The 22,866-nt window shown below is 51.4% G+C and carries 20 protein-coding genes and 1 pseudogene; 8 read left to right on the forward strand and 13 right to left on the reverse strand.

What is annotated here, in order from left to right:
• The first annotated feature begins 29 nt into the window (after positions 1-29).
• The 3 genes from C2M35_RS05115 to C2M35_RS05125 are packed head-to-tail and all read left to right on the forward strand — an operon-like array spanning position 30 to position 2,792.
• Positions 30-665, forward strand: coding sequence for a hypothetical protein (locus tag C2M35_RS05115; RefSeq protein WP_105264754.1), 636 nt, complete (start codon positions 30-32; stop codon positions 663-665).
• Positions 646-2,175: an exonuclease domain-containing protein gene (locus C2M35_RS05120; protein ID WP_105264755.1), complete on the forward strand. Its 1,530-nt coding sequence runs from the start codon at positions 646-648 to the stop codon at positions 2,173-2,175. The genes C2M35_RS05115 and C2M35_RS05120 overlap by 20 nt, the downstream gene beginning before the upstream one ends.
• Positions 2,175-2,792, forward strand: coding sequence for a LysE family translocator (locus tag C2M35_RS05125; protein WP_105213338.1), 618 nt, complete (start codon positions 2,175-2,177; stop codon positions 2,790-2,792). The genes C2M35_RS05120 and C2M35_RS05125 overlap by 1 nt, the downstream gene beginning before the upstream one ends.
• Positions 2,793-2,854: 62 nt before the next feature.
• On the opposite strand, the gene C2M35_RS05130 is transcribed toward C2M35_RS05125, so the two are convergent.
• From C2M35_RS05130 to C2M35_RS05175, 10 genes and pseudogenes are all read right to left on the reverse strand, one after another.
• Positions 2,855-3,907, reverse strand: coding sequence for an aldo/keto reductase (locus C2M35_RS05130; RefSeq protein ID WP_105264756.1), 1,053 nt, complete (start codon positions 3,905-3,907; stop codon positions 2,855-2,857).
• A 2-nt stretch (positions 3,908-3,909) separates the two neighbouring features.
• Positions 3,910-4,347 (reverse strand): acyl-CoA thioesterase, encoded by a 438-nt coding sequence (locus C2M35_RS05135; protein ID WP_105199521.1) that lies wholly within the window; start codon positions 4,345-4,347, stop codon positions 3,910-3,912.
• A gap of 94 nt (positions 4,348-4,441) precedes the next feature.
• Positions 4,442-5,365 carry a pirin family protein gene (locus tag C2M35_RS05140; RefSeq protein ID WP_105264757.1) on the reverse strand — a complete coding sequence of 308 codons (924 nt, stop codon included), beginning with the start codon at positions 5,363-5,365 and terminating at the stop codon, positions 4,442-4,444.
• Positions 5,366-5,373: 8 nt separating this feature from the next.
• Positions 5,374-5,769 (reverse strand): OsmC family protein, encoded by a 396-nt coding sequence (locus C2M35_RS05145; RefSeq protein ID WP_105264758.1) that lies wholly within the window; start codon positions 5,767-5,769, stop codon positions 5,374-5,376.
• A 39-nt stretch (positions 5,770-5,808) separates the two neighbouring features.
• Positions 5,809-6,372, reverse strand: coding sequence for an NADPH-dependent FMN reductase (locus tag C2M35_RS05150; RefSeq protein ID WP_105264759.1), 564 nt, complete (start codon positions 6,370-6,372; stop codon positions 5,809-5,811).
• 108 nt (positions 6,373-6,480) lie between these two features.
• Entirely contained in the window at positions 6,481-7,221 is a 741-nt protein-coding gene (locus C2M35_RS05155) for a sulfite exporter TauE/SafE family protein (RefSeq protein WP_105264760.1), read from the reverse strand.
• A complete protein-coding gene (locus C2M35_RS05160; protein ID WP_105264761.1) occupies positions 7,221-7,904 on the reverse strand; it encodes a pirin family protein in 684 nt (227 codons plus the stop codon). The genes C2M35_RS05155 and C2M35_RS05160 overlap by 1 nt, the downstream gene beginning before the upstream one ends.
• A gap of 117 nt (positions 7,905-8,021) precedes the next feature.
• Positions 8,022-8,894, reverse strand: a complete 873-nt coding sequence (locus tag C2M35_RS05165; protein WP_105213331.1) for a LysR family transcriptional regulator — start codon at positions 8,892-8,894, stop codon at positions 8,022-8,024.
• Positions 8,895-9,016: 122 nt separating this feature from the next.
• Positions 9,017-9,442: a DoxX family protein gene (locus tag C2M35_RS05170; protein WP_105213330.1), complete on the reverse strand. Its 426-nt coding sequence runs from the start codon at positions 9,440-9,442 to the stop codon at positions 9,017-9,019.
• A 188-nt stretch (positions 9,443-9,630) separates the two neighbouring features.
• Positions 9,631-10,916, reverse strand: a pseudogene (locus C2M35_RS05175) (cation:proton antiporter).
• Between the two features lie 221 nt (positions 10,917-11,137).
• On the opposite strand from C2M35_RS05175, the gene C2M35_RS05180 reads away from it, so the two are divergent.
• A complete protein-coding gene (locus C2M35_RS05180; RefSeq protein ID WP_234000028.1) occupies positions 11,138-11,680 on the forward strand; it encodes a TetR/AcrR family transcriptional regulator in 543 nt (180 codons plus the stop codon).
• Positions 11,681-11,821: 141 nt separating this feature from the next.
• Here the strand turns inward: C2M35_RS05180 and C2M35_RS05185 are convergent, their stop codons facing one another.
• Together C2M35_RS05185 and gorA are read right to left on the reverse strand one after the other, a co-directional pair.
• Positions 11,822-13,597, reverse strand: a complete 1,776-nt coding sequence (locus C2M35_RS05185; protein ID WP_105264762.1) for a DUF262 domain-containing protein — start codon at positions 13,595-13,597, stop codon at positions 11,822-11,824.
• A 395-nt stretch (positions 13,598-13,992) separates the two neighbouring features.
• Positions 13,993-15,354, reverse strand: coding sequence for a glutathione-disulfide reductase (gene gorA / locus C2M35_RS05190; protein WP_105264763.1), 1,362 nt, complete (start codon positions 15,352-15,354; stop codon positions 13,993-13,995).
• Between the two features lie 136 nt (positions 15,355-15,490).
• Between gorA and prlC the strand changes: the two genes are divergently transcribed.
• From prlC to C2M35_RS05205, 3 genes are all read left to right on the forward strand, one after another.
• Positions 15,491-17,530, forward strand: coding sequence for an oligopeptidase A (gene prlC / locus C2M35_RS05195; RefSeq protein WP_105264764.1), 2,040 nt, complete (start codon positions 15,491-15,493; stop codon positions 17,528-17,530).
• A gap of 130 nt (positions 17,531-17,660) precedes the next feature.
• Positions 17,661-18,422 (forward strand): class I SAM-dependent methyltransferase, encoded by a 762-nt coding sequence (locus C2M35_RS05200; RefSeq protein WP_105199532.1) that lies wholly within the window; start codon positions 17,661-17,663, stop codon positions 18,420-18,422.
• Between the two features lie 229 nt (positions 18,423-18,651).
• Complete coding sequence (locus C2M35_RS05205; RefSeq protein ID WP_105264765.1) at positions 18,652-19,125, forward strand: peroxiredoxin; 474 nt, start codon at positions 18,652-18,654, stop codon at positions 19,123-19,125.
• 68 nt (positions 19,126-19,193) lie between these two features.
• Here C2M35_RS05205 and C2M35_RS05210 read toward each other — a convergent pair whose 3' ends face one another.
• Positions 19,194-21,311, reverse strand: a complete 2,118-nt coding sequence (locus tag C2M35_RS05210) for a S8 family peptidase (protein ID WP_199774391.1) — start codon at positions 21,309-21,311, stop codon at positions 19,194-19,196.
• A gap of 356 nt (positions 21,312-21,667) precedes the next feature.
• On the opposite strand from C2M35_RS05210, the gene C2M35_RS05215 reads away from it, so the two are divergent.
• Positions 21,668-22,852, forward strand: coding sequence for an NAD(P)/FAD-dependent oxidoreductase (locus C2M35_RS05215; protein ID WP_105264767.1), 1,185 nt, complete (start codon positions 21,668-21,670; stop codon positions 22,850-22,852).
• Positions 22,853-22,866 lie beyond the last annotated feature (14 nt).

A 22,866-nucleotide genomic window follows, 5' to 3' on the forward strand; every position in this document is an offset into this window, starting at 1 on the left:
CGGTTAGTTTTACCTAACTGTGTGCTTGCATGGAAAAGAAAGTCCTACCGCCACGCTATTACCTGGCGCATTTTAAAGAGTTTCTCAATTATCATCAGCAACATGCCTGGCATCTGTGCGCGGATGCCGAGCGCGGCTATATCAATGAATTTCTGAGCCTGCCCGAGCATGCTCAGTGTGTGCTGGTGCGCATGTACAATCGCAAGTCCGACTTCGTTGAGCAAAGCAGCCTACATTACGAGGAAATCGACCATGTGCCGCTGGCGTTGGCGCTGCTTAAGCGTCGGCAATGGGTGCGCCATGTGCAGGAGCATGAATTTGCCGCCTGGCTTGAATCTCTCACTAAGCTGGAGCTGATCAACCTGTGCAAGGAGCTTGAGCTGCCCGGCATTGCCCTCTCCGCGAAAAAGCCGATGTGGCTGGCTTATTGCCAGCAAACCCTGTGCTTTGGTCATGTGCGTCACAGCCAGCTTTTTTTAAGCTATTTAGTGCACAGTTATAATTCGGTGCTGCACTACCTCTTGTTTGTTTTCTTTGGTCGTATCAATAGCTCGATGACACAGTTTTCATTGCGCGATCTGGGTATTCGCCGCACCAACAAGGGGGAGATTGGGGCTCGCTTTAACGAGCTCGACGAGGCTAAAAGTGCGGTTTTTTTACGGTGAGGTGCGCGCTCAGGCGAAAACCCTGGAGGAAGAACCCCAGTTGCTGGTCTTGGCGTCTGGCTTAACCCAGGCGCCGCTGGCACAGGGAGCGCTGGCGACGCGTTATCGCCATGAGTCCTTGTATGTGCTGGGTAAGAAGCTGTTGACCCTGGGGGTGTGTGATGAGCAATTAGCCTTGGATTTGCTGGCCGAGAGCGAACACCCTCAGGCGGTGGAGTTGGTGGTGCGCCAGCGCTATAAGCGCGGTGACAAAGATTGGGTCGAGGCTCGGTTGTTGGCCTTAATCGAGGATCCCAGCTGCGAGCAGGTGTTGTTTTTTGCCCAGGACTTTTATGCCCTTAAATTTCAGGGCAAGCGCACCAGCACCTTGACCGATTTATTGCGCCATGGCGAGCCTTTGGCCATAGACGAGGCCTATTCTCACCACGTAGAGCAGGGTGTCATCGATTTATATCGGCAACAGGGTAGCGAGGCGCTGCATTGCGAGAACCAATTGTGGCTTCATCTCTTTGCCCTGTGTTTTTGGGATGAGCTCTTTACCAGCGCCCAGGGCGGCGTGTGCACCGAGTTTGATGTATTTCCAAGCAGTTTGCGCGACGGGCGTTTCTATCACATGTACCGGGACAATATCGCGGCGCTGTTTGCACACTGTGATACCAAGTCCAAGCTGGTGCATCATATTACCGCCAATGCTACCCGGCATTATCAGCAGCCTAATGCCTTTATTCGCTGGCATGAAAACCTGCTTGATCCCTTGTTGCTTCTGATTGAACATGCCTCGCTGTCGGCCATTTATGCGCAATTAACCGTGATGGCCAAGGACTTCATCAATGCCAAAGACGGCTACCCGGATCTGATGGTGATAGCGCAAGGCAAGCTGCGCTTTGAAGAGATAAAGGCACCGGGCGATAGCCTGCGCCGCAATCAGCTGCTCGCCATACGTCAGTTGCAGCGAGCCGGGTTCGAGGTACAAGTGCAAAGCGTAAGCTGGCAGGTCAACCCGGAGCAGCCCTATGTGGTGGTGGATATTGAAACCACAGGTGGGCAAAAGAATAGCCACAGGGTGACCGAAGTTGCCGCGGTCAAGTTGGTGAATGGCAAGGAGGTTGCGCGCTGGCATTCACTGATCAACCCCGAGCGCCATATTCCGCGCTACATTACCGAGCTGACCGGCATAGACAATGCCATGGTGGCCGATGCCCCGACCTTTGCGCAGATTGCCCCGTTGCTGTGGCAGTTTTTACAAGGGGCCATTTTTGTCGCCCATAATGTCAATTTTGACTATGGCTTTTTACGCGCCGAGTTTGCCCGTACCGACAAAAACCTGATCCTACCTAAGCTGTGCACCGTGCGTTTGGCACGCAAGCACCTGCCGGGATATGCCTCTTATTCCCTGGGTAAGCTGTGCAAGGAGTTGGGGATTGATTTACAAGGGCATCACCGCGCTATCAATGACACCCTGGCCACGGTACAATTATTTGAATTAATACAAGAACAAAGGCAAAAATAATGGAGTTAACAAATTGGCTGGCCTTGGTGGGCATTTGTTTAATGGGGGCCATGTCTCCGGGTCCTAGTCTGGCCGTGGTTTTAAAACACTGCCTGCAAAGTGGTCGCTCCGGCGGTATTGCCTGCGCCCTAAGTCACGGTTTCGGTGTGGGTGTGTATGCGCTGCTAGCCATTTTAGGTCTGGGAACCTTGCAGCAACAGGTGCCCTTGTTGTATCAGATCCTGATCTATGCCGGCGCCCTGTATTTGTTGTATCTGGCCTTTAACAGCTGGCGCAGTGGGGCTACCAAACTTAAGATAGAAGCTGCGGGCAGCAAGCGTCGCGGTGCCATTCAAGACGGCTTTGCCATTGCCTTTTTAAACCCCAAGTTGGCGATTTTCTTTGTCGCCCTGTTTTCGCCCTTTATTCCCGCCGAGCCGATGCAATGGCAACAGCAGGCGGTGATGGTGGCAACGCCGACCGTTATCGATGCGCTCTGGTACTGTGTGGTGGCCATGCTTTGCAGTCATCCGCGTTTCTATCCCTGGCTGGAGCGCAACCAGTTAATTATTAATAAATTACTGGCCGTGGCCTTTACCTTCCTGGCGCTCACCGTGTTGCTGCGTCAATGGCTCTAAGAGTTAAAAAAGGCTTGCGTGTTGCAAGCCTTTTTTATGTCGCTAGGGGGCTTTTGTCAGCACTAGTAGGGCGCCGGATACTCCCTAAATACCGCATCGATGTGCGCCAAGGTCTCCTCGTCGAGGGTAAGCGCAAAGGCGTCAATATTTTCCTGCAGTTGGGCCATGCTGGTGGCGCCGATAATGGTCGAAGTGACGCCCTGCACCTGGTTACACCAGGCCAGCGCCAGCTGCGCCGCAGTAATCCCTTGCTGCTTGGCAATTTCCTGATAGCGAGCCACCGCTTGCTGGCCTTGCTCGGTATCGCGAAACAAGCCATTGCGCTGGGCTATGGTCCAGCGCGAGCCCGCCGGGCGCGCACCACCTAGATACTTGCCGCTAAGCATACCGCCGGCCAGTGGTGACCAGGGCAGGTAGGCTACGTCTTCATGATGGCATTGCTCGATTAAATAAGGCCAATCCTTGCCATGCACCAGGCTAAACTCGTTTTGCATCGACACCATGGCTGGCAGCGAATACTGCTTGGCGAGATCCAGATATTGGCTAAGCCCCCAGGGAGTTTCGTTGGAAAGTCCGCAATGGCGGATTTTACCGGCGCGAATACAAGTATCTAACCCCTCTAAAATGGCATGCATTTGCGCGCGCTCGGTGCTTTTGTCGACGCTCTTGATATCCACCATGCCCGGCCATTGCTTGGCGAAATGCGGTGAAGTGCGATTAGGCCAATGCAACTGGAAGAGATCGATATAATCGGTCTGCAAACGCTTAAGGGATTGGTCGACGGCTGTTATCACCGCTTCTTTGTTGATGTCGCCGCCACCGCGGACCCAGCTTAAGCCGTTGCCGGCTATCTTGGTCGCCAGCACCAGCTCCTTGCGCTTTTCCTTATGGCGAGAAAGCCAGTCGCCGATAATGATTTCGGTCTTACCATAGGTATCGGGACTCGGTGGCACGGCATACATTTCGGCGGTGTCGATAAAATTAACGCCTTGAGCAAGCGCATAATTGAGTTGCTCATCGGCATCGCTTTGAGTGTTTTGTTTGCCCCAGGTCATGGTACCAAGACAGACGCGTGATACCTTTAAGCCGCTGCGGCCGAGCTTTGCATAGTCCATGATTAGCCCTTTAGGTTTAAGTGCAGGAATGATAACAAGCTATCATTCAATGGCGCTTTTTGCATTGTTTTGAAGTCAAACATCACCAACTTTGCCTGACCTTCTGTCACTACGCATTGCTGCGCACTGGAAAACACGCTGTAGTGGGTGGTAAAGCTGCTGTTGCCTATGTCACTGATACTGACGCCGATCAGCAGGGTGTCGGGAAAGGTCACCGGGCGCTTATATTTGGCGTAATTGTCGGCCAGTACAGGGCCGACCTGCTCAGCGGCAAGGTGTTCAAGTATGCCGGCCTGATTTAAAAAATCGATACGGGCAATTTCAAAGTATTTGAAGTAGAGGGTGTTATTTACATGCTGCAGCGCATCCATATCACCCCAGGCCACCTTGATTTCGCAGGCCTTGGGAAAACGTTCTAAAAATGCATCTTGATTGGACATCTCTCGGCTCCTTAGAGTTTTTACTCGGCCTAGCATGCGTCAAGCCGGTAAAAAAAGAAAGGGGATGGCGATAAGTGGCAACATCACATGCTCGTTAGGGCAGCGGAATAAACTCCTGCTCATCGTCGGGAACCTTGGCAAAGCGCCCGTTTTGCCAGTCGTCCTTGGCCTGCTCAATGCGCTCCTTGCGACTGGAAACAAAGTTCCACTCGATAAAACGTTTGCCCAGCGGCTCACCGCCGATAAGGGCGATGCGCGAGTCTTGGCTGGCGGTGACCGTAACGCCAGCGCTTATGTCATGGGTATCGGAAAACACCGCCATGCAGTGCTCGGGGATGTCGGTGTCTTTCGCTTTTAAATGACCGCGCACTACATACAGGCCGAGCTCGGCGCATGGTGGCAGGGTTAATGATTCGCCGGGTTTAAGCACGGCTTCCAAATACAGGGTATTGGAAAAGGTGTGCACCGGCGACTCGACGCCATAGGCGCTGCCCATCATGACTCGCACGGGCACGCCATCAATATTGACCAGGGGCACGCTGCTGGCCGGGTAGTGATAGAAGGCCGGAGCCATTTCTTCTTGCTCCTTAGGCAGGGCAAGCCAGAGTTGCAGGCCGTTAAGGTTGCGTGCGTGAGCGGTTGCCTCGGGGCGCTCGCGCTCGGAGTGGACTATGCCGCTGCCGCTGACCATCAGGTTGATATCCCCCGGCTTAATGGGCTGCACACTGGCCAAAGAATCGCGATGAAGGATCTCACCTGCAAACAAATAAGTGACGGTGGCAATGCCGATATGGGGATGGGGGCGAACATTGATGCCTGGGCCAGGGGCAAAGCTGGCCGGGCCCATATGATCGAAAAAGATCCACGGACCTATCATTTTTAATTGCGCTGTTGGTAACAACCGACGCACGGAAAAACCGCCCAGATCTGTGTCCTTGGGCTTTAACACCATTTTCACCGCGCCGCAGGCGTCCATTAGCTCACAGTCATTGCGGGTGTCATTGGTTAGATTGCTCATATGGGCTCCTATTTACAGTCCGTGGTGATGATGGTTTCTACCTGGGTCATAAGTTTATGGATTGGGCATTTATCGGCAATTTGCGCCAGCTTCTGCCGCTGCGCCGCATCCAGCTCGCCGCCCAGCATAAGGTCTAGGTGCAACTGGTAGCGTCCCTGGCGCTCCTCACTGGCATCCCGGGTGATGTCCACGGCCACATCCGTTAATGGGATCCCCGATCTTTGGGCATACATAAGCAGGGTAATGGCCTTACATGCCGCCAGGGCCGAGTCGTAAATGTCGTGAGGGTCCGGCGCGCTGTCGCTCTGGGGATCGATACGGGCATCGGCAAAGAGCCGATGTGGGCCGATTTTTACTTGCTGGCGATATTGGCCGTCGGCCGTTTTAGTGAGTTTGATGCTCATGGTTTGGCTCCTGGTATGGTGATGGAAATAGCCTGGAGATCAGCGCATGGTTTTTAGCGCTTTGGCCCATTTTTCCAGCTCTTCTAACAGGGATTTGCCGGAGGCGGTATGGTGTTCATTGGCAACAAAGTGTTTATCCTCATCGAGCAGGTTCCAGGGCATTTGCACCATCACGCTTTCCATCATGGGCATCATCTTTAAGGTGGTCACTAACTGTTTGGCGACCTGGGTTGAGCGCAAGCCACCGGAGACGCCGCCATAACTGACGAAGCCACAGGGTTTGTAATTCCATTCGTTATAAACATAATCCAGAGCGTTGGTGAAGGACGAGGGTGGGCAAAAGTTGTATTCGGGCAGCACGAACACATAGGCATCGGCCCGGGCCACACTGCGCGACCAGGCCTTGGTATGTTCATGCTGGTATTCCTGCAGGCGTGGATGCTTGGGTTCGTCGTACATGGGCAGGTTAAAGGCGGCAATATCCACCAGGGAAACATCAAAGTTGCCTTGCTCCTTGGCAAACTCGTAAAACCAGTTGGCGACGGATGGGCCGACTCTGCCGGGGCGAACGCTGCAAATAATGACGTGAAGACTCAGGGCCATGGCTTTGCTCCTATCGGGGTGACAAACTATCAGTATGGTGGATGCACACGAGAATGAGGAAAAAGTTTGGCGCGCCCAGCGGCAAACGGGGGGGAAGTCTGCGCTCCCCTAGCTAAGCATGAGCTTGGCATAGAGGACTAAGGCCAACAGCAGCAAGAGCCAGTTCATCACCCGTAAAAAATGCTGGGGATTGAACTTTTGCTGAATTTTCACTCCCAGCCAATTGCCTAGCAGGGCTAATGGCACAAAGGCTAAGGCGGTGAACAGCAGGTCCAGGGTGAGCAGTCCCTGGGCACTAAAGGCCGCGAGTTTAACGCCATTCATCAGTGCAAATAGCGCTGCCGCGGTGGCCACATACTGGCGCGGGGCCAGAGCCTTGGCGGTGAAGTAAATGATCAACGGCGGTCCGCCGGCATGGACCAAGGTGCTGGCCAGTCCGGATAAGGTCGCCATAACGCGTCCGCCCCAATCGCTTGCCAAAAAGCCGTAACGTATCTTGGCAAAAAATAAGCTGCGCAGCGCAAACAGCAGGCTCAGGGTGGCGATGGCGGCGCTGAGCCAGGCGGCGGGAATAATTTGAATCAGCCACTGGGCTATCAAGACCCCGACAACCACGCCGGGGAGTAGCAGGCGGATCAGCTCGTTTTGCCATTGGCGCCAATAGCTTTTTAAGCTAAAGACATCGGCAATGATGAGAATCGGCAACATCAAGGCGATGGCATCAAGGGCGGGCATCACCAGCAGGAGTAAGGGGACGGCGAAAACACCCAGGGCGCCGGCAAATCCCGATTTGGAAATGCCGGTGAGCATCACCACTGCGGCGATAACGAGAAGCGTGGTGAGCGTCATTAGGGCAACTCAAACCAAAGCGCTTCAAGGGCGGAATCGGCATAAATAGTCACTGTTTCATCCTTCTCCGTTGCAAAGGCATCGCCGGCGTTTAAGGCCAGCTCCTGGCTGTGGGCGTGGCCGCTTACCAGGTGCAAATAACCGGTACCGGCGCTAGTCAACTTGTATTGCTCTCCCGGTTTTAGCTGCAGCCGTGAAATGCGTGCATCCTGATTTATGCTCAGGGTGCCCGGCTCCCCGGTCGGCGTCACCAGGGGCGTCATTGCACTGTGCTGATGAACTTGCATCTGCTCATAGCTGGGCGTAATGCCTCGGAATTTTGGCAGAATCCAAATTTGTAAAAAGTGCACCGGTTCGCTGTCCGAAGCGTTATATTCACTGTGCATAATGCCGCTGCCGGCACTCATACGCTGCACTTCTCCAGCAGGAACAATAAATTCATTGCCCTGGCTGTCCTTATGCTTTAAGGCTCCACTGATCACATAGGAGATAATTTCCATATCGCGATGGCCATGGGTGTCGAAGCCTTGCCCGGGCTGAACTCTGTCTTCGTTAATTACCCTGAGCGCCGAGACGCCCATATGCGCGGGGTCGTAATAATGGCCAAATGAAAAGCTATGTTGGCTTTTTAGCCAACCGAGATCAACCGTTCCGCGTTCAGTGGCTTGGCGAAAATATTTCATAAGATGTGCTCCAAACTTGAGGTGTTGAAGCCAGTCTAATATCCCGCTAAAGAGATTAAAATGAGTATAAAAAGCACATATCGTTCGTTTTAAGCGAACGCTTGTTGGGCCTGCGATTTATACCCGGCTGCGTAACTCGCCAATAAAGGTCCGTGCCGCCGGCCCCAGGTTATCGCCGTCTTTAAACAAGAGATACAGTGGATGGGTGCGCTGTGCGCCGCTACTTAACGGCAGGGGTTTTAAAGTGCCATCGGCAAGGGCAGGGGTAATGGCATGCTTGGGTAACCACGCAAAGCCCAGGCCATTGCCTATCATGTCGATGGAGGTGTTGATCTGGCTAACCGTCCAACGCTGATCGGCACCCAGCCAGCCGGCATCTTGTTTCCCCTGAAGGGCTGAGTCGCGGACAACTATTTGGCGGTGGGCTTTTAAATCTTCACGGGTCAGCGCTCGGCCCAGATGATGCAGTGCATGCTGCGGGTGTGCCACGGCGATAAAGTCGATACTGCAAAGCTGTTCGCTAAAGCCATCGCCAGAGTAGGGGGAAACAGCCAGTTCTACCTGATCGTTTTGCACTAACTCCAAAGCGCCGGTCAAAATGGACTCAAACAACTCAATGCGTAATAACGGATACTGGCTGCTGGTGGCTTCGAGCACGGCATAGAGAAGATGCTGTGGCAGGGTTTGGTCGACTGCGATGCGCAGACGCGACTCAATGCCGTCGCCCAAGGTGTGGCCTATGGCTTCGACCTTGGCCGCTTCTTCCAACAAATATTCGGCGCGTCTGAGCAGCATTTTTCCGGCGTCGGTGAGTACGGTGCGCCGCCCCTCTATATGAAAGAGCTTAACGCCGAAGGCGGCCTCAATTTTTGCGACCGCACTGTGAACGCTTGATTGGCTTTTGTGCACGCTCTGTGCGGCCTGATTAAAGCCGCCAGATTCGACGACGGCGCGAAACATCCGCCACTGTTCTAAGGTGATCCTGAGCATGAGCTAAAAAGGACGATTAATCATAGCCTAACCCTAACATGCGCTGGGTAAAAAGAAAGGTATTACCCGGCTGATAAGCGGCAAAAAGGCCCGCAGGGTGCGGGCCGTTGATTCATTTGCGGTTATTTGGCCTGACGGCGACTTAGCAGCGCATCCAGGCTGAATTTGCCCGCTCCCGAGGCCGCCAGGGCAAGGAAGCCACCGGCAATGGCGATGTTCTTATAGAACATTAAAAACTGCGTTTGGTCGTCAAGCTGAAAATGGAACAGCAGGGCGCTCACCACACTAAAGAGTGCAAAGGCCAAGGCCGTTAAGCGAGTCAGCAGGCCGGCAATAATCATGATGCCGCCAACGACCTCCAATAAAATAACCAGCGGCAGTAACATACCGGGGACACCAACCGAGGCCATGTACTGGGCCGTGGCATCGTAGAATTCGATTTTACTTAAGCCGGTAAGCACAAAGAGTGCGGTTAAACCAAAGCGCGCGAGTAGGGCACTGATGTTGGTGAGAGTCTCGTTGCTGTTAATAAGTGTGTGTAAGTTCATCTTCGTTTCCTTAATTAGGTCTCTGTGTTGCGATAAGGAAATAATAGACTCAATTTATAAGAACGAAAATTAGTAAAATTAGCGCTTACCATTCTAAAAAAACGAATGGTTGCTGGGGCGGCGTTTGCCGAAGAAGGACCAGGGCTAATCTGGGTGAGCCTAGATTAACCCTGAACGTGTGCCTGAGTTCAGGAATCCTTGTTTGCCGAGGCGCGGATACTGCCCTCGATCAGGGGGCGAATGGTGGATGCCTGAACAATAATGGAGAAGATCACCACCACGTAGGTTAAGGTCACCAACAGGGTTTTAATATCCGCGCCATTAACTACGGCCTGGCCCGCAGGAATGGAGGCCGCCATGGCCAGCGCGAGTCCGCCTCGCAAACACCCCAGGTGAGAATGCGCACCGCGTTCACGTCGTACTGGCGGAAGCGGCGAAAAGCGAGGTAGGGCAGCGATACACTGATAAAACGCGCCAGCAGGACAATGGGTATCATGAGTAAGCCAATGCTTATTTCTTCCCAGGTAAAGGGCAGAGTGACTAACAGCAGGCCAATCAAGAGGAATAAGAGCGCATTTAAGGCGCCTTCGATGGCATGCCAGAAGTTACGAACGTTGCGAACGCTGGTGTAGCGCGACATGGTCGCCGCTTTTCCTCGGGTTACATTACCAATAAAGATACCACTGACCACCATGGCCAAGGCCCCGGATATTCCGAGCAGATTCGCGGTGGCAAAGCCGGCGGTGGGAATACAGATGGTGAGCAGCAGGCGAATATTGGCTTCACGGCTTTTTATGATCAGTACATGGGAGACCAAGGCGAGTACCAGGCCAAAGGCGATGCCGCCAATTGCGTCGACCAAAAACAGGTGGGCAACCCCGGCTGCGGTCGGCGCGGTGCCCGACAAGGCCACGGCTAAAATGGTGGTAAACAGCACCAGGCCGACACCGTCATTAAACAGCGACTCGCCCTCTACCTGAATGGAAATGTTTTCCGGCGCCTTCATCTGCTTGATGATGGCCAGCACGGCGATGGGGTCGGTAGGGCTGATCAGCGCCCCAAAAAGTAAGCAGTAGATAAAGGGCACGGGCCAACCCATAAAGCCCAGTAACTGATAGCTGAGATAAGCCACGATAAAGGTAGAGACCAGGGTTGAAAACAGCACCAGGACGGCTATTTCTTTGCGTTGCTTTTTCATCACCCTAAGGTCAATTTCCAGCGCTCCGGCAAAGAGTAACACCCCCAGGACGCCATCCAGTAGAAATTGCTTAAAATCTATTTCGGCAACCAAGTTAAAGAGTTCCTGTGTGGCGTCGGTACCAAAGACCTTACCGGCAAGAATAAGTAGCATCGACATCAACAAGGACCCGGCCGTGATGGCAATGGTGGGCTGAGTTTTCACCAGAAACTGGTTACTGAAGGCGATTAATACTGCCAGGGTCGACAGCAGGCATAGTAGGTACCAGATACTCATAACGCATTGCTCGCAACTAGAGTAATAAAATAGAGGGGGTATTCTAGTTTTAAAACTAGAGGGTGTCATCTAATTTTCTTGTTTTTCATCGCTCGGTTGTGCTCAAATGTTTTTAATGTCCAGCAGGACCCAAGTCAGTAAAAGAGTCTATGACAAATTCGAATGCTAAAAGCACAGCCCCACGCACTCCCCAGCAGGAAAGGGGATTTCGCCGTGTGCAAATGTTACTAGATGCCGCCGCCAAAATAATTGAAGCGGATGGATTGGCAAACTTGACCATGCAGAACCTGGCGAAAATGGCACACACCTCTATCGGCTCCCTTTATCATTTCTTCTCCGACCGGGATGCGGTACTCAAGGCCTTGTTCGAGCGACACGAAGAGTCCATCGGTGATATTGTGCGTACCCTGGAAGAGGTGGATGATCAGCTGTGGTTAACCCTGTCTCCCTATGAGCTGGTTGATAAGTTGTTGCTGCCCTTTGCCAATTATGTGTGGCAGCACGGCGACTATTTACCGGTTGTACAAGAGGTGCGTCAGCCTCATAAAAACTCCGAATTTATCCTCTTTATGACCAAGATAGTGGCCTTGCGCAACCCTGATTTATCGCCACAAGACAGTCAATTTCTGGCGATTATGGTCCAGAACATCACCGCCGGTACCATGCAGCAAGCATTTTTGCTCGAGCCAAGCAGCGTCGAGGCAACGGTGAATGAACTGCGTTTAGTGCTGGGGAGTTATCTGGCGGAAAAGGAACGAGGTTAAACCGCTAAGCCGGGTTAATCTGTAATTGATACCGGCAGTCTGCACTGGCTCCCAATTTGAAAACAGGGAGCGCTAACAGACTCCCTGTTGTAGATGGACTTCTTTCCTCTTACTGTCAGGCAGTAATTGGCCGAGGTTTATTCAAACTAGTTTGTAAGCTAGGTCTGCGATAGATTCAGTTCTCTTGAATACTTGTTTGTCATCCCAATCATTCAAGTTATATTCACCACTCTCAACTAAAGAAACAAACTCCTTCACCAGTAGTAGCTCTGATTTTCTGTAGAAATCCAGCTTTTCTTTCGGAGCTTTGTCATCAATATCACCATTTATTTCTGAGCATAATGGGAGTAGGTTCCCAACCAAACCGACGTAATCCCGGTTATCTTTTTGTGGGCTCACATGCTCAAGTGTGTATAGATGGGCGGTTAATTCACCAGTCTTCCTCTTTTTACATTCGATACGGTCGAAAATAAACCTAATGAGATTCTTCTGTGATGCTTTCTTATTGGTAAACCACAAGTTTTGGGAAAATTTAGTTGTAAACTCAGAAACTGTAGGCATCCTATCGTCTAATTTTGCATAAACATCGTTGAGTAAACTTTTAACATCACGTTTATTTGTACATTTTCTTAACTGGATAGCCCAAGAGCTGTAATTCTGGTCCCAGCCTGATGGCTTTAGTTTACATATGGCATTGTATCTAAAGTGGAAGGTGACGATTTTGTTGAGTAACCCTATAAAATCAGACTGTGTAAAAGCTCTGCTTTTATGGCTCCTAAGATACATAGCGCTCATAATTAAGGGGCGTGGTACAGATACATCGATAATCGTCAAAGCTTTCAAGCATTGATATATCGCTTTCTGATCTTGTGTTTTCCAATCTTCAATCTGAGGTTCACAAATCTTAGTGTAATCTTTAACTCCTTCGTGAAGCTCATCCAAAAATGACTGTGCTTTGTTTTCTGGAGAGCCAGCGATTAACTTTTTGAACGCTCGGTAGAGGCCATCTTGTCCAACATATGCATTGTTTGCCAACCAAAACGTGCGAACATAATCCACGAGCGTTAGTTTCGCATTTCTTTGTTTTAGCTCCTCATCAATATCAGTCCATTGTTTTTTGGCGAAATCTAATGGGTAGGTTTCGGTGCAATACTGTAATATTTTATTTTTGATAAGGTCGATTGACGTTAGGCTAATGCCTCGAGCATTGAGAATCTCGAAAATATCGTAAGCATCCTCTTCTGTCCCTACAGAGATACGCACTACTGTTAAATAGTTAGTTAGCATTTTTTGTATTGCATCTAAGCAGCTGACGTACTCTTCTTCTGTATACTTAACACCTTTTCTTTTTTTGTTGAGTAATTCACAAGCAGCACCTCGGCCTAGTTTCCGTTTGATGTAGTTACCAGCATAAAGTAGCTTGTCATCTTCTTCGAAAACAACACTTGGTTCATGATCCTTCTCTCCTTGGAACTTAAGTGTAAAGAAGTTGTTGTCATTCGTTTTTTCTAGCTTTGCAACTCTTTTCGAGTCTTTACTTAACTTTTCCGTGGAAACATTAGTTACAATGTAGTCATTGAAAATATCATTTGCCGCATTCTCGTACCCCATCTCTCTTAGCTGTCTGGAAATAAGAGATAGAGTTATAGTAATTACACTTAAGCGCTGCTGACCGTCGATAACTTCTAAAACAGAAGATGATTCGCTTCCAGCCAAAACGATGGTTCCCAAGAAGTACTCATTAAAATTAAAATCACCAGTTGTTGGGTTGTACTCGATATTACGAGTTACATCATCCCAAAATTCATCTAGCTGCATTTTTTCCCAGCTAAACTCGCGTTGGTTACGAGGTATTACATACCTGCGCTTGACTGATAGGATTTCATTTATGCTATTTTGTACGGTATTAAAGTTCATTGTGGCTACCAACTGACATACTATGCTTTTGATATTAAAACATGGGAAATAATAAACTCATAACCTTATGATTTTTTTTAGATATATCGCATGGTTCTAAATTAGTGAATGCCAGCTTCTCCATTGTACCTATTATGTTTTTTATTACATTATTGAACAAATCGGAGTAATAGCTAAATAGTTAGTTATACCACTTGATGCGCGCGTCTAATGGTAGGCAGGAGTTTTTAATTTCTTTTCACTCGCGCCTTTTGAAGGAAGTGAATTCTTCGAGGAGTCGGGCACACCGCCATAGATGGGTGAGATAAAACACGAAACACAGCTTCGCGTTTATCGAGGTGGAAGCAGGGAGTGCTGACAGGACCCTGCTTCATGGATGAATCGTTTGCTTACTCTTATCTCATGGTAACAAACTCTTCCGAACCGGTCGGGTGTATCGCCACCACCGCATCAAAGTCGGCCTTGGTTGCGCCCATCTTCATCGCCACGGCAAAGCCCTGGATCATTTCGTCCACGGCAAACCCTATGCCGTGCAGGCCGATGATCTTCTCTTCCTTGCCCAGGCATACCAGCTTCATGGCACAAGGCTGACGGTGCTGAGTCACTGCGGTATACATGGCGGCGAAGTTTGAGGTATACACCTTGATATTGTCCTCACCGTGCTCGGCAATGGCCTGCTCTTCGCTTAGGCCTATGGTGCCGATGGGCGGGTGGCTAAAGACCACGGTAGGGACCAGGTTATAGTCCATCTTCATATCATTAGGCAGCTCATCATTAAACAGGCGCTCGGAAAGAATACGGCCGGCCTTAACCGCCACCGGCGTCAGCTCGATGCCGCCTTCGATAATATCGCCCACCGCATACACGCCTTCGGCCGTTGTGTTTTGGTATTCATCGACTTTCACATAACCAGACTCGGTCACTTCCACACCCGCCGCGGCAATATTAATGGCGTCCGTGGTTGGTGTGCGGCCAATGGCCCAGATCACCTGGTCGACATTCTGGCTGTGACCATTTTCGAAGTGTAGGGTCAGGCTGCCATCCGCTTCTTTAACCACTTCTTTCGGTGAGCACTCGGTGTGCAGGGTCGGGCCTTCTTTTTTCATTACCTCGACCAGGGTGTCAACCAGCATGCCATCAAAGGTGCGCAGCGGCGCATGGCGACGAACAAAGAGGTGAGTCTCTGTGCCCAGGCTATTTAATACACCGGCAATTTCTACGGCGATATAGCCGGCGCCCACGACGGCAACGCGTTTTGGCTGCTCGTTTAATTCAAAGAAGCCGTTAGAGTCGATGCCATGCTCGGCGCCGGGAATATTAGGAATGGTCGGGCGACCACCCACGGCCACAAGAATATGGTCGGCGCTATAGTGCTCGCCGTTCACTTCTACGGTTTTGTTATCGACAAACTTGGCAAAGCCATTGATCACGGTAACGCCATTGCTGGCCAGGTATTTGTTATAGCCCTGGTGGATGCGGCCGATATAGGCCTCGCGGCTTTCTACCAGCTTTTGCCAGTTAAAGTCTTTTAGCTCAACATCAAAGCCATAATCCGGTGCGTAGAGTTTAATGGCTTCGGCAATTTGGGCGCCGTGCCACATTACTTTTTTCGGTACGCAGCCCACGTTTACGCAGGTGCCGCCCAGATGAGTGGCTTCAATCAGGGCCACCTTAGCACCGCGCATGGCGGCACGGTTAGCCGAGGCGATACCGCCACTGCCGCCACCGATGCAAATATAATCAAAGTGTTGAGACATGTTGTTTATTCCTATGAACTTTTACTGTCATATTTGGTTTGCCATACCATAGCAGAAATGAAGGCGCTGATCTGCACTTGTATTTTGCCGTATTGCCCCAAGAATGTAGGTATTAATCGTATTATGAGACTCAGTTATGACCAACCCCTTGATTGCCCTCGAAGGCTTACCACCGTTTTCAACAATTAAGCCCGAGCATGTGCAACCAGCCGTCGAGCATGGCATCAAAGAATGTAAAGACACCATAGCCCAGGTTCTTGAAGCGCAGGATTTTACCTGGCAAGGTCTGGTGATGCCTCTGGAAGAGGCCGATGACAAACTGGGCCGCTTATTTTCACCCGTCTCCCATATGCACTCGGTGGTAAACACCCCTGAGCTGCGCGAAGCGTACGACGCGGTATTGCCGCTGTTGAGCGAATACAGCACCTTTGTGGGTCAGCATCAGGGTCTGTTCGATGCCTATACGGCACTGGCCAACAGCGATGAATACACTCGCCTAAGTAAGGCGCAAAAGAAGGTCATAGACAACGCCCTGCGTGACTTTAAACTCTCGGGCATAGCTCTGAATGACGAAGATAAAAAGCGCTATGGCGAAATCGTCAGTCGCCTGAGCGAGCTGAGCGCCAAGTTCGGCAACAATGTAATGGATGCCACCTTGGCCTGGCAAAAGCATATCACCGACGAAAGTGAGCTGGCCGGTTTGCCCGAGTCGGCAAAAGACCTGGCGGCTCATACCGCCCAAAGCAAAGAATTAGAAGGCTGGTTGTTTACCCTGGATATCCCCTCGTACCTGCCGATCATGACCCATGCGGATAACCGCGAACTACGTGAAGAAGCCTACACCGCTTTTGTTACCCGCGCCTCGGATCAGGGCCCTAACGCCGGTGAATATGACAACAGCGCTATTATGGACGAAGAGCTGAAACTACGTCATGAACTGGCGCAGTTGTTAGGCTTTGAGAATTATGCCCAAAAGTCACTGGCAACCAAGATGGCCGACTCAACGGAGCAGGTATTTGGCTTCCTTAATGACCTGGCCGCCAAGTCTAAGCCGCAGGCGCAACAAGACTTAGAGGAGCTGCGCAGCTATGCCGAGCAAACTCACGGTGTAACGGCGCTGGAAGCCTGGGATTATGCCTATTACAGCGAAAAGCTAAAGCAGGAAAAATATGCCATCAGCGACGAGCAACTGCGTCCGTACTTCCCCGAAGACAGGGTTCTGAGCGGCTTGTTTAAAACCGTTGAAAAGCTGTTTGCCATTCGTGTTGAAGAGCAAAAAGAATTTGATACCTACCATAAAGACGTACGCTTTTTCGAGATTTACGACAGCAGCGATACCCTGCGTGGTCGCTTCTACCTCGACCTCTATGCCCGTGAGCACAAACGTGGCGGCGCCTGGATGGACGACTGCATGGGCCGCAAGGTGCGTTTAGGCGGACAATTGCAAACTCCGGTGGCCTACTTAGTGTGTAACTTTAACCGTCCGGTGGGCGATAAGCCGGCGCTGTTTACCCATGACGAAGTGGTCACTCTGTTCCATGAATTTGGCCATGGTTTGCACCATATGCTGACTCAGGTCGATGCCGCCGCCGTTGCCGGCATTAACGGTGTCGCCTGGGATGCGGTGGAGCTCCCAAGTCAGTTTTTAGAGAACTGGTGTTACGAGCAGGAGGCGCTGGCCTTTATCTCGGGTCATTATGAAACTCATGAGCCTTTGCCGAAGGAGCTGTTGGATAAGCTATTGGCGGCGAAGAACTACCAGTCGGCGATGCAGATGGTGCGCCAGCTTGAGTTCTCCTTGTTTGATTTTCATATTCATGCGGACTACGACCCGAGCAAGGGCAGCGAAATTCAGGCCATTCTCGATCGCGTGCGTGAGCAGGTGTCGGTTGTTAAGGCGCCAAGCTTTAATCGTTTCCAGCATAGCTTTAGCCACATTTTTGCCGGTGGCTACAGTGCAGGTTACTACTCTTACAAATGGGCGGAAGTACTCTCGGCCGATGCCTTCTCTAAATTTGAGGAAGAGGGTATCTTTAACGCAGACACCGGCCGTGCCTTCTTAACTCATATCCTTGAGCAGGGTGGCTCGGAAGAGCCGGCGGTGTTGTTTGAGCGTTTCCGTGGCCGTGCGCCAAGCGTGGATGCCCTGCTGCGTCACAGTGGCATTGCCGCTTAAGACTTTGCCGAAAGCATTGCCAATGGCGTAGCCAAATATTTAGCCGCACTTTTCACTGTATTTAAGTGATCGGTGCGGCTAAAAATCCTGATATCATACTCCCACAACAGCCATTTCCACGGAGAAAGTCGTGCACATCTATTGCCGTATCGATACCGCGCAAGCCTATTGCGATACCCTAAGCCAGCGCTTTAAGTTGGACGAATGTCCACTCGATGAGCAATTTTACCTGCAATACGATGAGTTGGGATTGGCCTTATGCAAGCGTGACGAGCCTAAGCTCACGCCCATTCGTGTCGACTTTGTTGAAGGCGCCGCGGCTCACCGCCGTAAGTTTGGTGGCGGCAAGGGTCAGGCCATTGCCAAGGCCGTAGGCCTGAATAAGGGCGCCACGCCCCATGTGCTCGACGCCACCGCCGGACTTGGCCGAGACGCCTTTGTACTGGCTTCGCTCGGCTGCAAGGTCACCTTGTTTGAACGCCACCCCGTGGTCGCGGCCCTGCTGTATGATGGCTTGGAACGCGCCTACCTGGATGCGGAAATCGGCCCCTGGATGAAGGAGCGTATGCATCTGCATCATGGCAGCAGCCATGTGCTGTTAGAGAAGCAACCCCTTTCCGAGGGGGAAGTTGATGTGGTGTACCTCGATCCCATGTTCCCACACCGGGAAAAATCCGCTCTGGTCAAAAAGGAAATGCGGGTATTCCAATCCCTGGTGGGGGATGACGGTGATGCCGATGATCTGCTGACGCCGGCGCTGCAACTGGCGAGCAAAAGGGTGGTGGTTAAACGCCCGGATTATGCGCCGTTTTTAAACGAACGCACCCCCAGCACTCAGATCAAGACCAAGAAAAACCGTTTCGATGTGTACGTGAATGCGGCCATGAAATAACGGCTTCACAGACCCGGGAATATCCGGGTTTTGTTTTTTTCATTCTCTTGCCATAAAGACTTAATATTCCGCGTGCATTAATATTGATCTAAGAGATAAGCAGACGCGTCTCTATATTTACGCAACAGCCACCCGGTAAAGCTTGCAGCAAATTCGTCTTAGTCTGGGTTTAAAAGCGTAAGAATGGCCCAAGATATACCCTGATTCTATAACCAAAAAGGAAGTCATTATGATTGCCCAAGGTCAAAAAATTCCAGCCGCAAGCCTGACACAACTAGGCGAGCAGGGGCTGAACCATTTCACTACCGACGAGTTGTTCGCCAATAAAAAAGTGGTACTGTTTGCCGTACCCGGCGCTTTTACACCGACCTGCTCGGCGGCGCATTTGCCAGGCTTTGTTGTGCTGCGCGAAGAGTTTACTGCAAAAGGCGTTGATGAAGTCATGTGTGTGTCGGTGAACGATGCCTTTGTTATGAAGGCCTGGGGCGAGAGCCAGAATGCCGATCGTATTCGCATGTTGGCCGATGGCGATGCCAGCTTTACCAAGGCCCTGGGGCTGGATAAAGACACGGGTGACTTCGGTGGCGTGCGTTCTACACGCTATGCCATGGTGGTAGACAATGGCGTGGTTACCCAGCTGTTTGTGGAAGAAGACAAGCAGTTTGAAGTATCTAAAGCCGAGCATGTACTGACTAACCTGTAATTAGGGCTAGTTTTGCACGCATAAAAAAGGCCGCATCAAGCGGCCTTTTTGCTGGGTAGGAGAATATCCTAAGGGTTATATTGCGCGTTTAATGTCACACCAGAGAAGGTCTGGTAAGCATTAAGGCTAATATGCCAGGTACCCGCTTGTGGGTTGCTAAAGCTACAGCTTTCGTTGTTGCCGCCTTTATAAGGACGACAGTCATAGCTGCTGGCCGTAGGCTGTGCGCCAAAGCGAACAAATAGGTCGGCATCACCTGTACCACCTGAGATGTTGACATCCAAGGTGATCATGCCTGCAGGCACTTCTAATGTGTAGTGTTTCCACTGACCCGCAGATGCTGAAATATCGGAGACGGTACCGCCACCACCTGTGCCCGTGCCACCACCCGAGGTGGTTAGCTCACCCAATAGCGATGCATTGCTGTAGGCGCTGTAACCGCGCAGCATCACGTAGTAAGTGCCCGCCGTTGGGTTGTCGATGCTACAGGTTTCGTTGTTACCGTTTTGGTAAGGTCGGCAATCATAGCTTGATGTGGTTGGAGCGCTGCCCGCTTTAACATACATGTCCAGATCGCCGCTGCCGCCGCTGGTGGTGAAGGTCACGTTAGTGGCGCCCGAAGGTACCGTCATGGTGTAGCTTGTTTCAGAGCCGGCTGCGCCGCTTAAACCAGTTTCTGCTGTGCCGGGAGTCAGCTCATTGCCGCCGCTTGGTGGTGGCGTTGTACCGCCGCTTGCCTGAGCAACCGCAGCCGCCGCATCAACGATACCGGTACCACAGCTGGTACAGGTTGCGCTAAAGCCCTTGGTGGTCGACTTCAGGATGCTTTCGATTTCATCCGGTGTTGCCGTGGGTTTGGCTTGTTTGATAAGCGCAGCCACACCTGCTACGTGAGGTGCCGCCATTGAGGTGCCTTGTGAGTAGTGGTAGCTGTCGCTTGAAGGTGAAGTTGAGCCTGAGTTATGGGTAGACAAGATACCTTCAGGGTCGTTGGCAAAGCTTTGTGCGCCACCCGGAGCCGCCACGTCGATGTTTGAACCATAGTTTGAGTAATAAGCACGACCACCGTTACGGCCAACCGAGGCCACGTTGATTACGCCGCTACAGTTACCCGGGTTGTAGTTTGCCGAGTTGTCGTTGTCGTTACCGGCGGCGATAACAATCGCGGTGCCGTTGGCACGTGCCTGGTTGATGGCGTTTTGTGTAGTAGAGCTACATGAACCACTGCCACCAAGACTCATGTTGATCACATCCGCTGGATTAGCATTGGCTGGTACGCCCGATACCGAACCACCTGAGGCCCATACGATGGCATCGGCGATGTCTGATGTTAAACCACCACATTTACCCAGTACACGAACCGGCACAACTTTGGCGTCATAGGCAACACCCGTTACCCCTTCGCCATTGTTGGCAACGGCCGCTACCGTACCCGCTACGTGAGTGCCGTGCCAGCTAGAGCTGCTGGCATTATGGCTGTAACCACATTCGTTCGCAGTTACCGCATCACCTGGGTCTTTAGCATCGCTATCACGACCGCCGCCATCGTTGGCAACGAAGGTGTCAGAGATCATGTCATAACCAGGGAGGATATTGGCGTTTAAGTCGGCGTGTGGGCGGTAACCCGTATCAAGCACGGCCACGGTTACACCGGCACCGGTTGCAAAGTCCCATGCCGCTGGTGCGTTAATGCCTGCAGCCGCTTCATAGTAGTGCCACTGATCGCTGTAGCGTGGGTCGTTCGGTGTAGCGAACGGCTTTAACATCTGGTCGATTTCGATGTATTCCACTTCGCCGCTGGCAACCATGTCTTGCATGAACTGCTGTGCTTCTTGCGCCGATAATTTCTTATCAGCACGGATCACGTGGTGATTTTGCAGGGCCATTTCTCGCACATATTGAGCGCGAGCCTGGCCACGATTAGTTTTAAAGCCATCAACAAACTTCTTCGCACGGGCCTTGCCATTGCCCGGCATGGTCGCAGCACTGGTGCCTAGCTCGGCGTTGTCTTTGTACTTGATGATAAAGCGTGTGGTTAATGGCGATTGGCCTTTTAGTTTGGCCTGAGTTTGTGCCAGTGTCGCCTGTTGCGGCGCCGTCACTTCTTGAATGTCATTCGCGTAGAGGGCCGATGAGCTAAGAGCCATCGGGATAGCTAGCGCGAGGAGTGTTTTTCTAGTTGTCATAAGAGTCCCCATTTATTTTTAGTTTGTACCCAAATAGTACACTTCGAAGAGGATGGTAAATTATTTGTTAATATTATTGCAATAACTTTTGGGTATAAAAGGGGTACTGGTTGTTATATCTGGCCGTATATACGTTTAAAATTAATCTGTTAGTATCTTTATTTTTGATTTTGTTGGTTCTTTTGTATTGGTTTTTGCTGGTTGATTCTTGTTCTATTGTTGCTTTGGGTGCAATTTCAACCTGAGTTTAAACTCGGTGCCCTTGTCTGGCATTCGGCGCGTTTAATTAACCCGGGTAAATATCTTTGTCGGCCCTGGCTTGGTAGAATAGCGGCGGTTTTTCTAGGGGTGATGCTGTGATTAAAAAAGATGTGGTGATTATTGGTGCCGGTGCTGCGGGTTTAATGTGTGCAGCGCAAGCGGGTTACCGTGGCCGCGATGTAGTGGTGGTCGATATGGGCAAAAAGCCCGGCCGTAAGATCCTGATCAGCGGCGGTGGTCGTTGTAACTTTACTAACGAAAATGCCAGCCCTGAAAATTACCTCTGTGCCAACCCGCACTTCGTAAAATCCTGCTTGAGTCGCTACACCCAGCGCGACTTTATCGACCTGGTCGACCGCCACGGTCTGCAATACCACCACAAAACCCTCGGCCAATTGTTCTGTGATAACAGCGCCCAAGACATTGTCGATATTCTTATGACCGAATGTGAATGGGCGGGCGTAAGCGTGCAGTTGCGCAGCGAAGTCATCGGCGTGGAAAAAACCGAGCAAGGCTACATAGTCACAACGGGCACGCACACCTATGAATGTGAATCCCTGGTGGTGGCATCCGGTGGCCTTACCATGCCGAAACTCGGCGCCACGCCAATCGGTTATAAAATTGCCGAGCAGTTCGGGTTAAAGGTGTTGTCTACCATGGCTGCCTTGGTGCCATTTACCCTGCACCAGCATGATAAAGACCGTTTTGATGGCCTCTCGGGTATCAGCGCCGATTGCCTGGTGACAAGCGAGTGCGGTACCCAATTTCGCGAGAATATTCTCTTTACTCACCGCGGCTTATCTGGCCCGGCCATTTTGCAAATTAGCTCATTTTGGCGCGCAGGGCAGGCAGTGAGTATTAACTTACTTCCTACCCTAAACATCACCGAATGGTTAGAACAACAACGCCAGCAAAGCGCACAAAAGTCATTGAAAAATGCCTTGGCGACCATTTTACCGAAACGCTTTGTAGAAATGCTGCACGACACCAAGGCCATTCCCGATGCTAACATCAATCAGCTCACGCACGGCCAAATCGCCGCGCTACACGACTACCTGCACAACTGGCAAATCAAACCAAACGGCACCGAAGGTTATCGCACCGCAGAGGTAACTCTGGGCGGCGTAGACACCGACGAACTAAGCTCAAAAACCTTTGAAGTGAAAAAGGCCCCGGGCCTGTACTTTATCGGTGAAGTCACCGACGTCACCGGCTGGCTCGGCGGCTACAACTTCCAATACGCCTGGAGCTGCGGCTTCGCCTGTGGGCAGTATTGTTAGGCTTTCCCACAAAA

Source organism: Pseudoalteromonas sp. T1lg76 (assembly GCF_002964725.1).
Classification (GTDB): domain Bacteria; phylum Pseudomonadota; class Gammaproteobacteria; order Enterobacterales; family Alteromonadaceae; genus Pseudoalteromonas.

Excerpts from the sequence above, each read along its gene's own strand:
- C2M35_RS05160 (WP_105264761.1), bottom strand. The coding sequence starts at position 7,904 with ATGAAATATTTTCGCCAAGCCACTGAACGCGGAACGGTTGATCTCGGT.
- C2M35_RS05180 (WP_234000028.1), top strand. The coding sequence starts at position 11,138 with ATGTTACTAGATGCCGCCGCCAAAATAATTGAAGCGGATGGATTGGCA.
- C2M35_RS05205 (WP_105264765.1), top strand. The coding sequence starts at position 18,652 with ATGATTGCCCAAGGTCAAAAAATTCCAGCCGCAAGCCTGACACAACTA.
- C2M35_RS05140 (WP_105264757.1), bottom strand. The coding sequence starts at position 5,365 with ATGAGCAATCTAACCAATGACACCCGCAATGACTGTGAGCTAATGGAC.
- C2M35_RS05115 (WP_105264754.1), top strand. The coding sequence starts at position 30 with ATGGAAAAGAAAGTCCTACCGCCACGCTATTACCTGGCGCATTTTAAA.
- C2M35_RS05135 (WP_105199521.1), bottom strand. The coding sequence starts at position 4,347 with ATGTCCAATCAAGATGCATTTTTAGAACGTTTTCCCAAGGCCTGCGAA.
- prlC (WP_105264764.1), top strand. The coding sequence starts at position 15,491 with ATGACCAACCCCTTGATTGCCCTCGAAGGCTTACCACCGTTTTCAACA.
- C2M35_RS05130 (WP_105264756.1), bottom strand. The coding sequence starts at position 3,907 with ATGGACTATGCAAAGCTCGGCCGCAGCGGCTTAAAGGTATCACGCGTC.
- gorA (WP_105264763.1), bottom strand. The coding sequence starts at position 15,354 with ATGTCTCAACACTTTGATTATATTTGCATCGGTGGCGGCAGTGGCGGT.
- C2M35_RS05210 (WP_199774391.1), bottom strand. The coding sequence starts at position 21,311 with ATGACAACTAGAAAAACACTCCTCGCGCTAGCTATCCCGATGGCTCTT.
- C2M35_RS05165 (WP_105213331.1), bottom strand. The coding sequence starts at position 8,894 with ATGCTCAGGATCACCTTAGAACAGTGGCGGATGTTTCGCGCCGTCGTC.
- C2M35_RS05125 (WP_105213338.1), top strand. The coding sequence starts at position 2,175 with ATGGAGTTAACAAATTGGCTGGCCTTGGTGGGCATTTGTTTAATGGGG.
- C2M35_RS05145 (WP_105264758.1), bottom strand. The coding sequence starts at position 5,769 with ATGAGCATCAAACTCACTAAAACGGCCGACGGCCAATATCGCCAGCAA.
- C2M35_RS05185 (WP_105264762.1), bottom strand. The coding sequence starts at position 13,597 with ATGAACTTTAATACCGTACAAAATAGCATAAATGAAATCCTATCAGTC.
- C2M35_RS05150 (WP_105264759.1), bottom strand. The coding sequence starts at position 6,372 with ATGGCCCTGAGTCTTCACGTCATTATTTGCAGCGTTCGCCCCGGCAGA.
- C2M35_RS05155 (WP_105264760.1), bottom strand. The coding sequence starts at position 7,221 with ATGACGCTCACCACGCTTCTCGTTATCGCCGCAGTGGTGATGCTCACC.
- C2M35_RS05170 (WP_105213330.1), bottom strand. The coding sequence starts at position 9,442 with ATGAACTTACACACACTTATTAACAGCAACGAGACTCTCACCAACATC.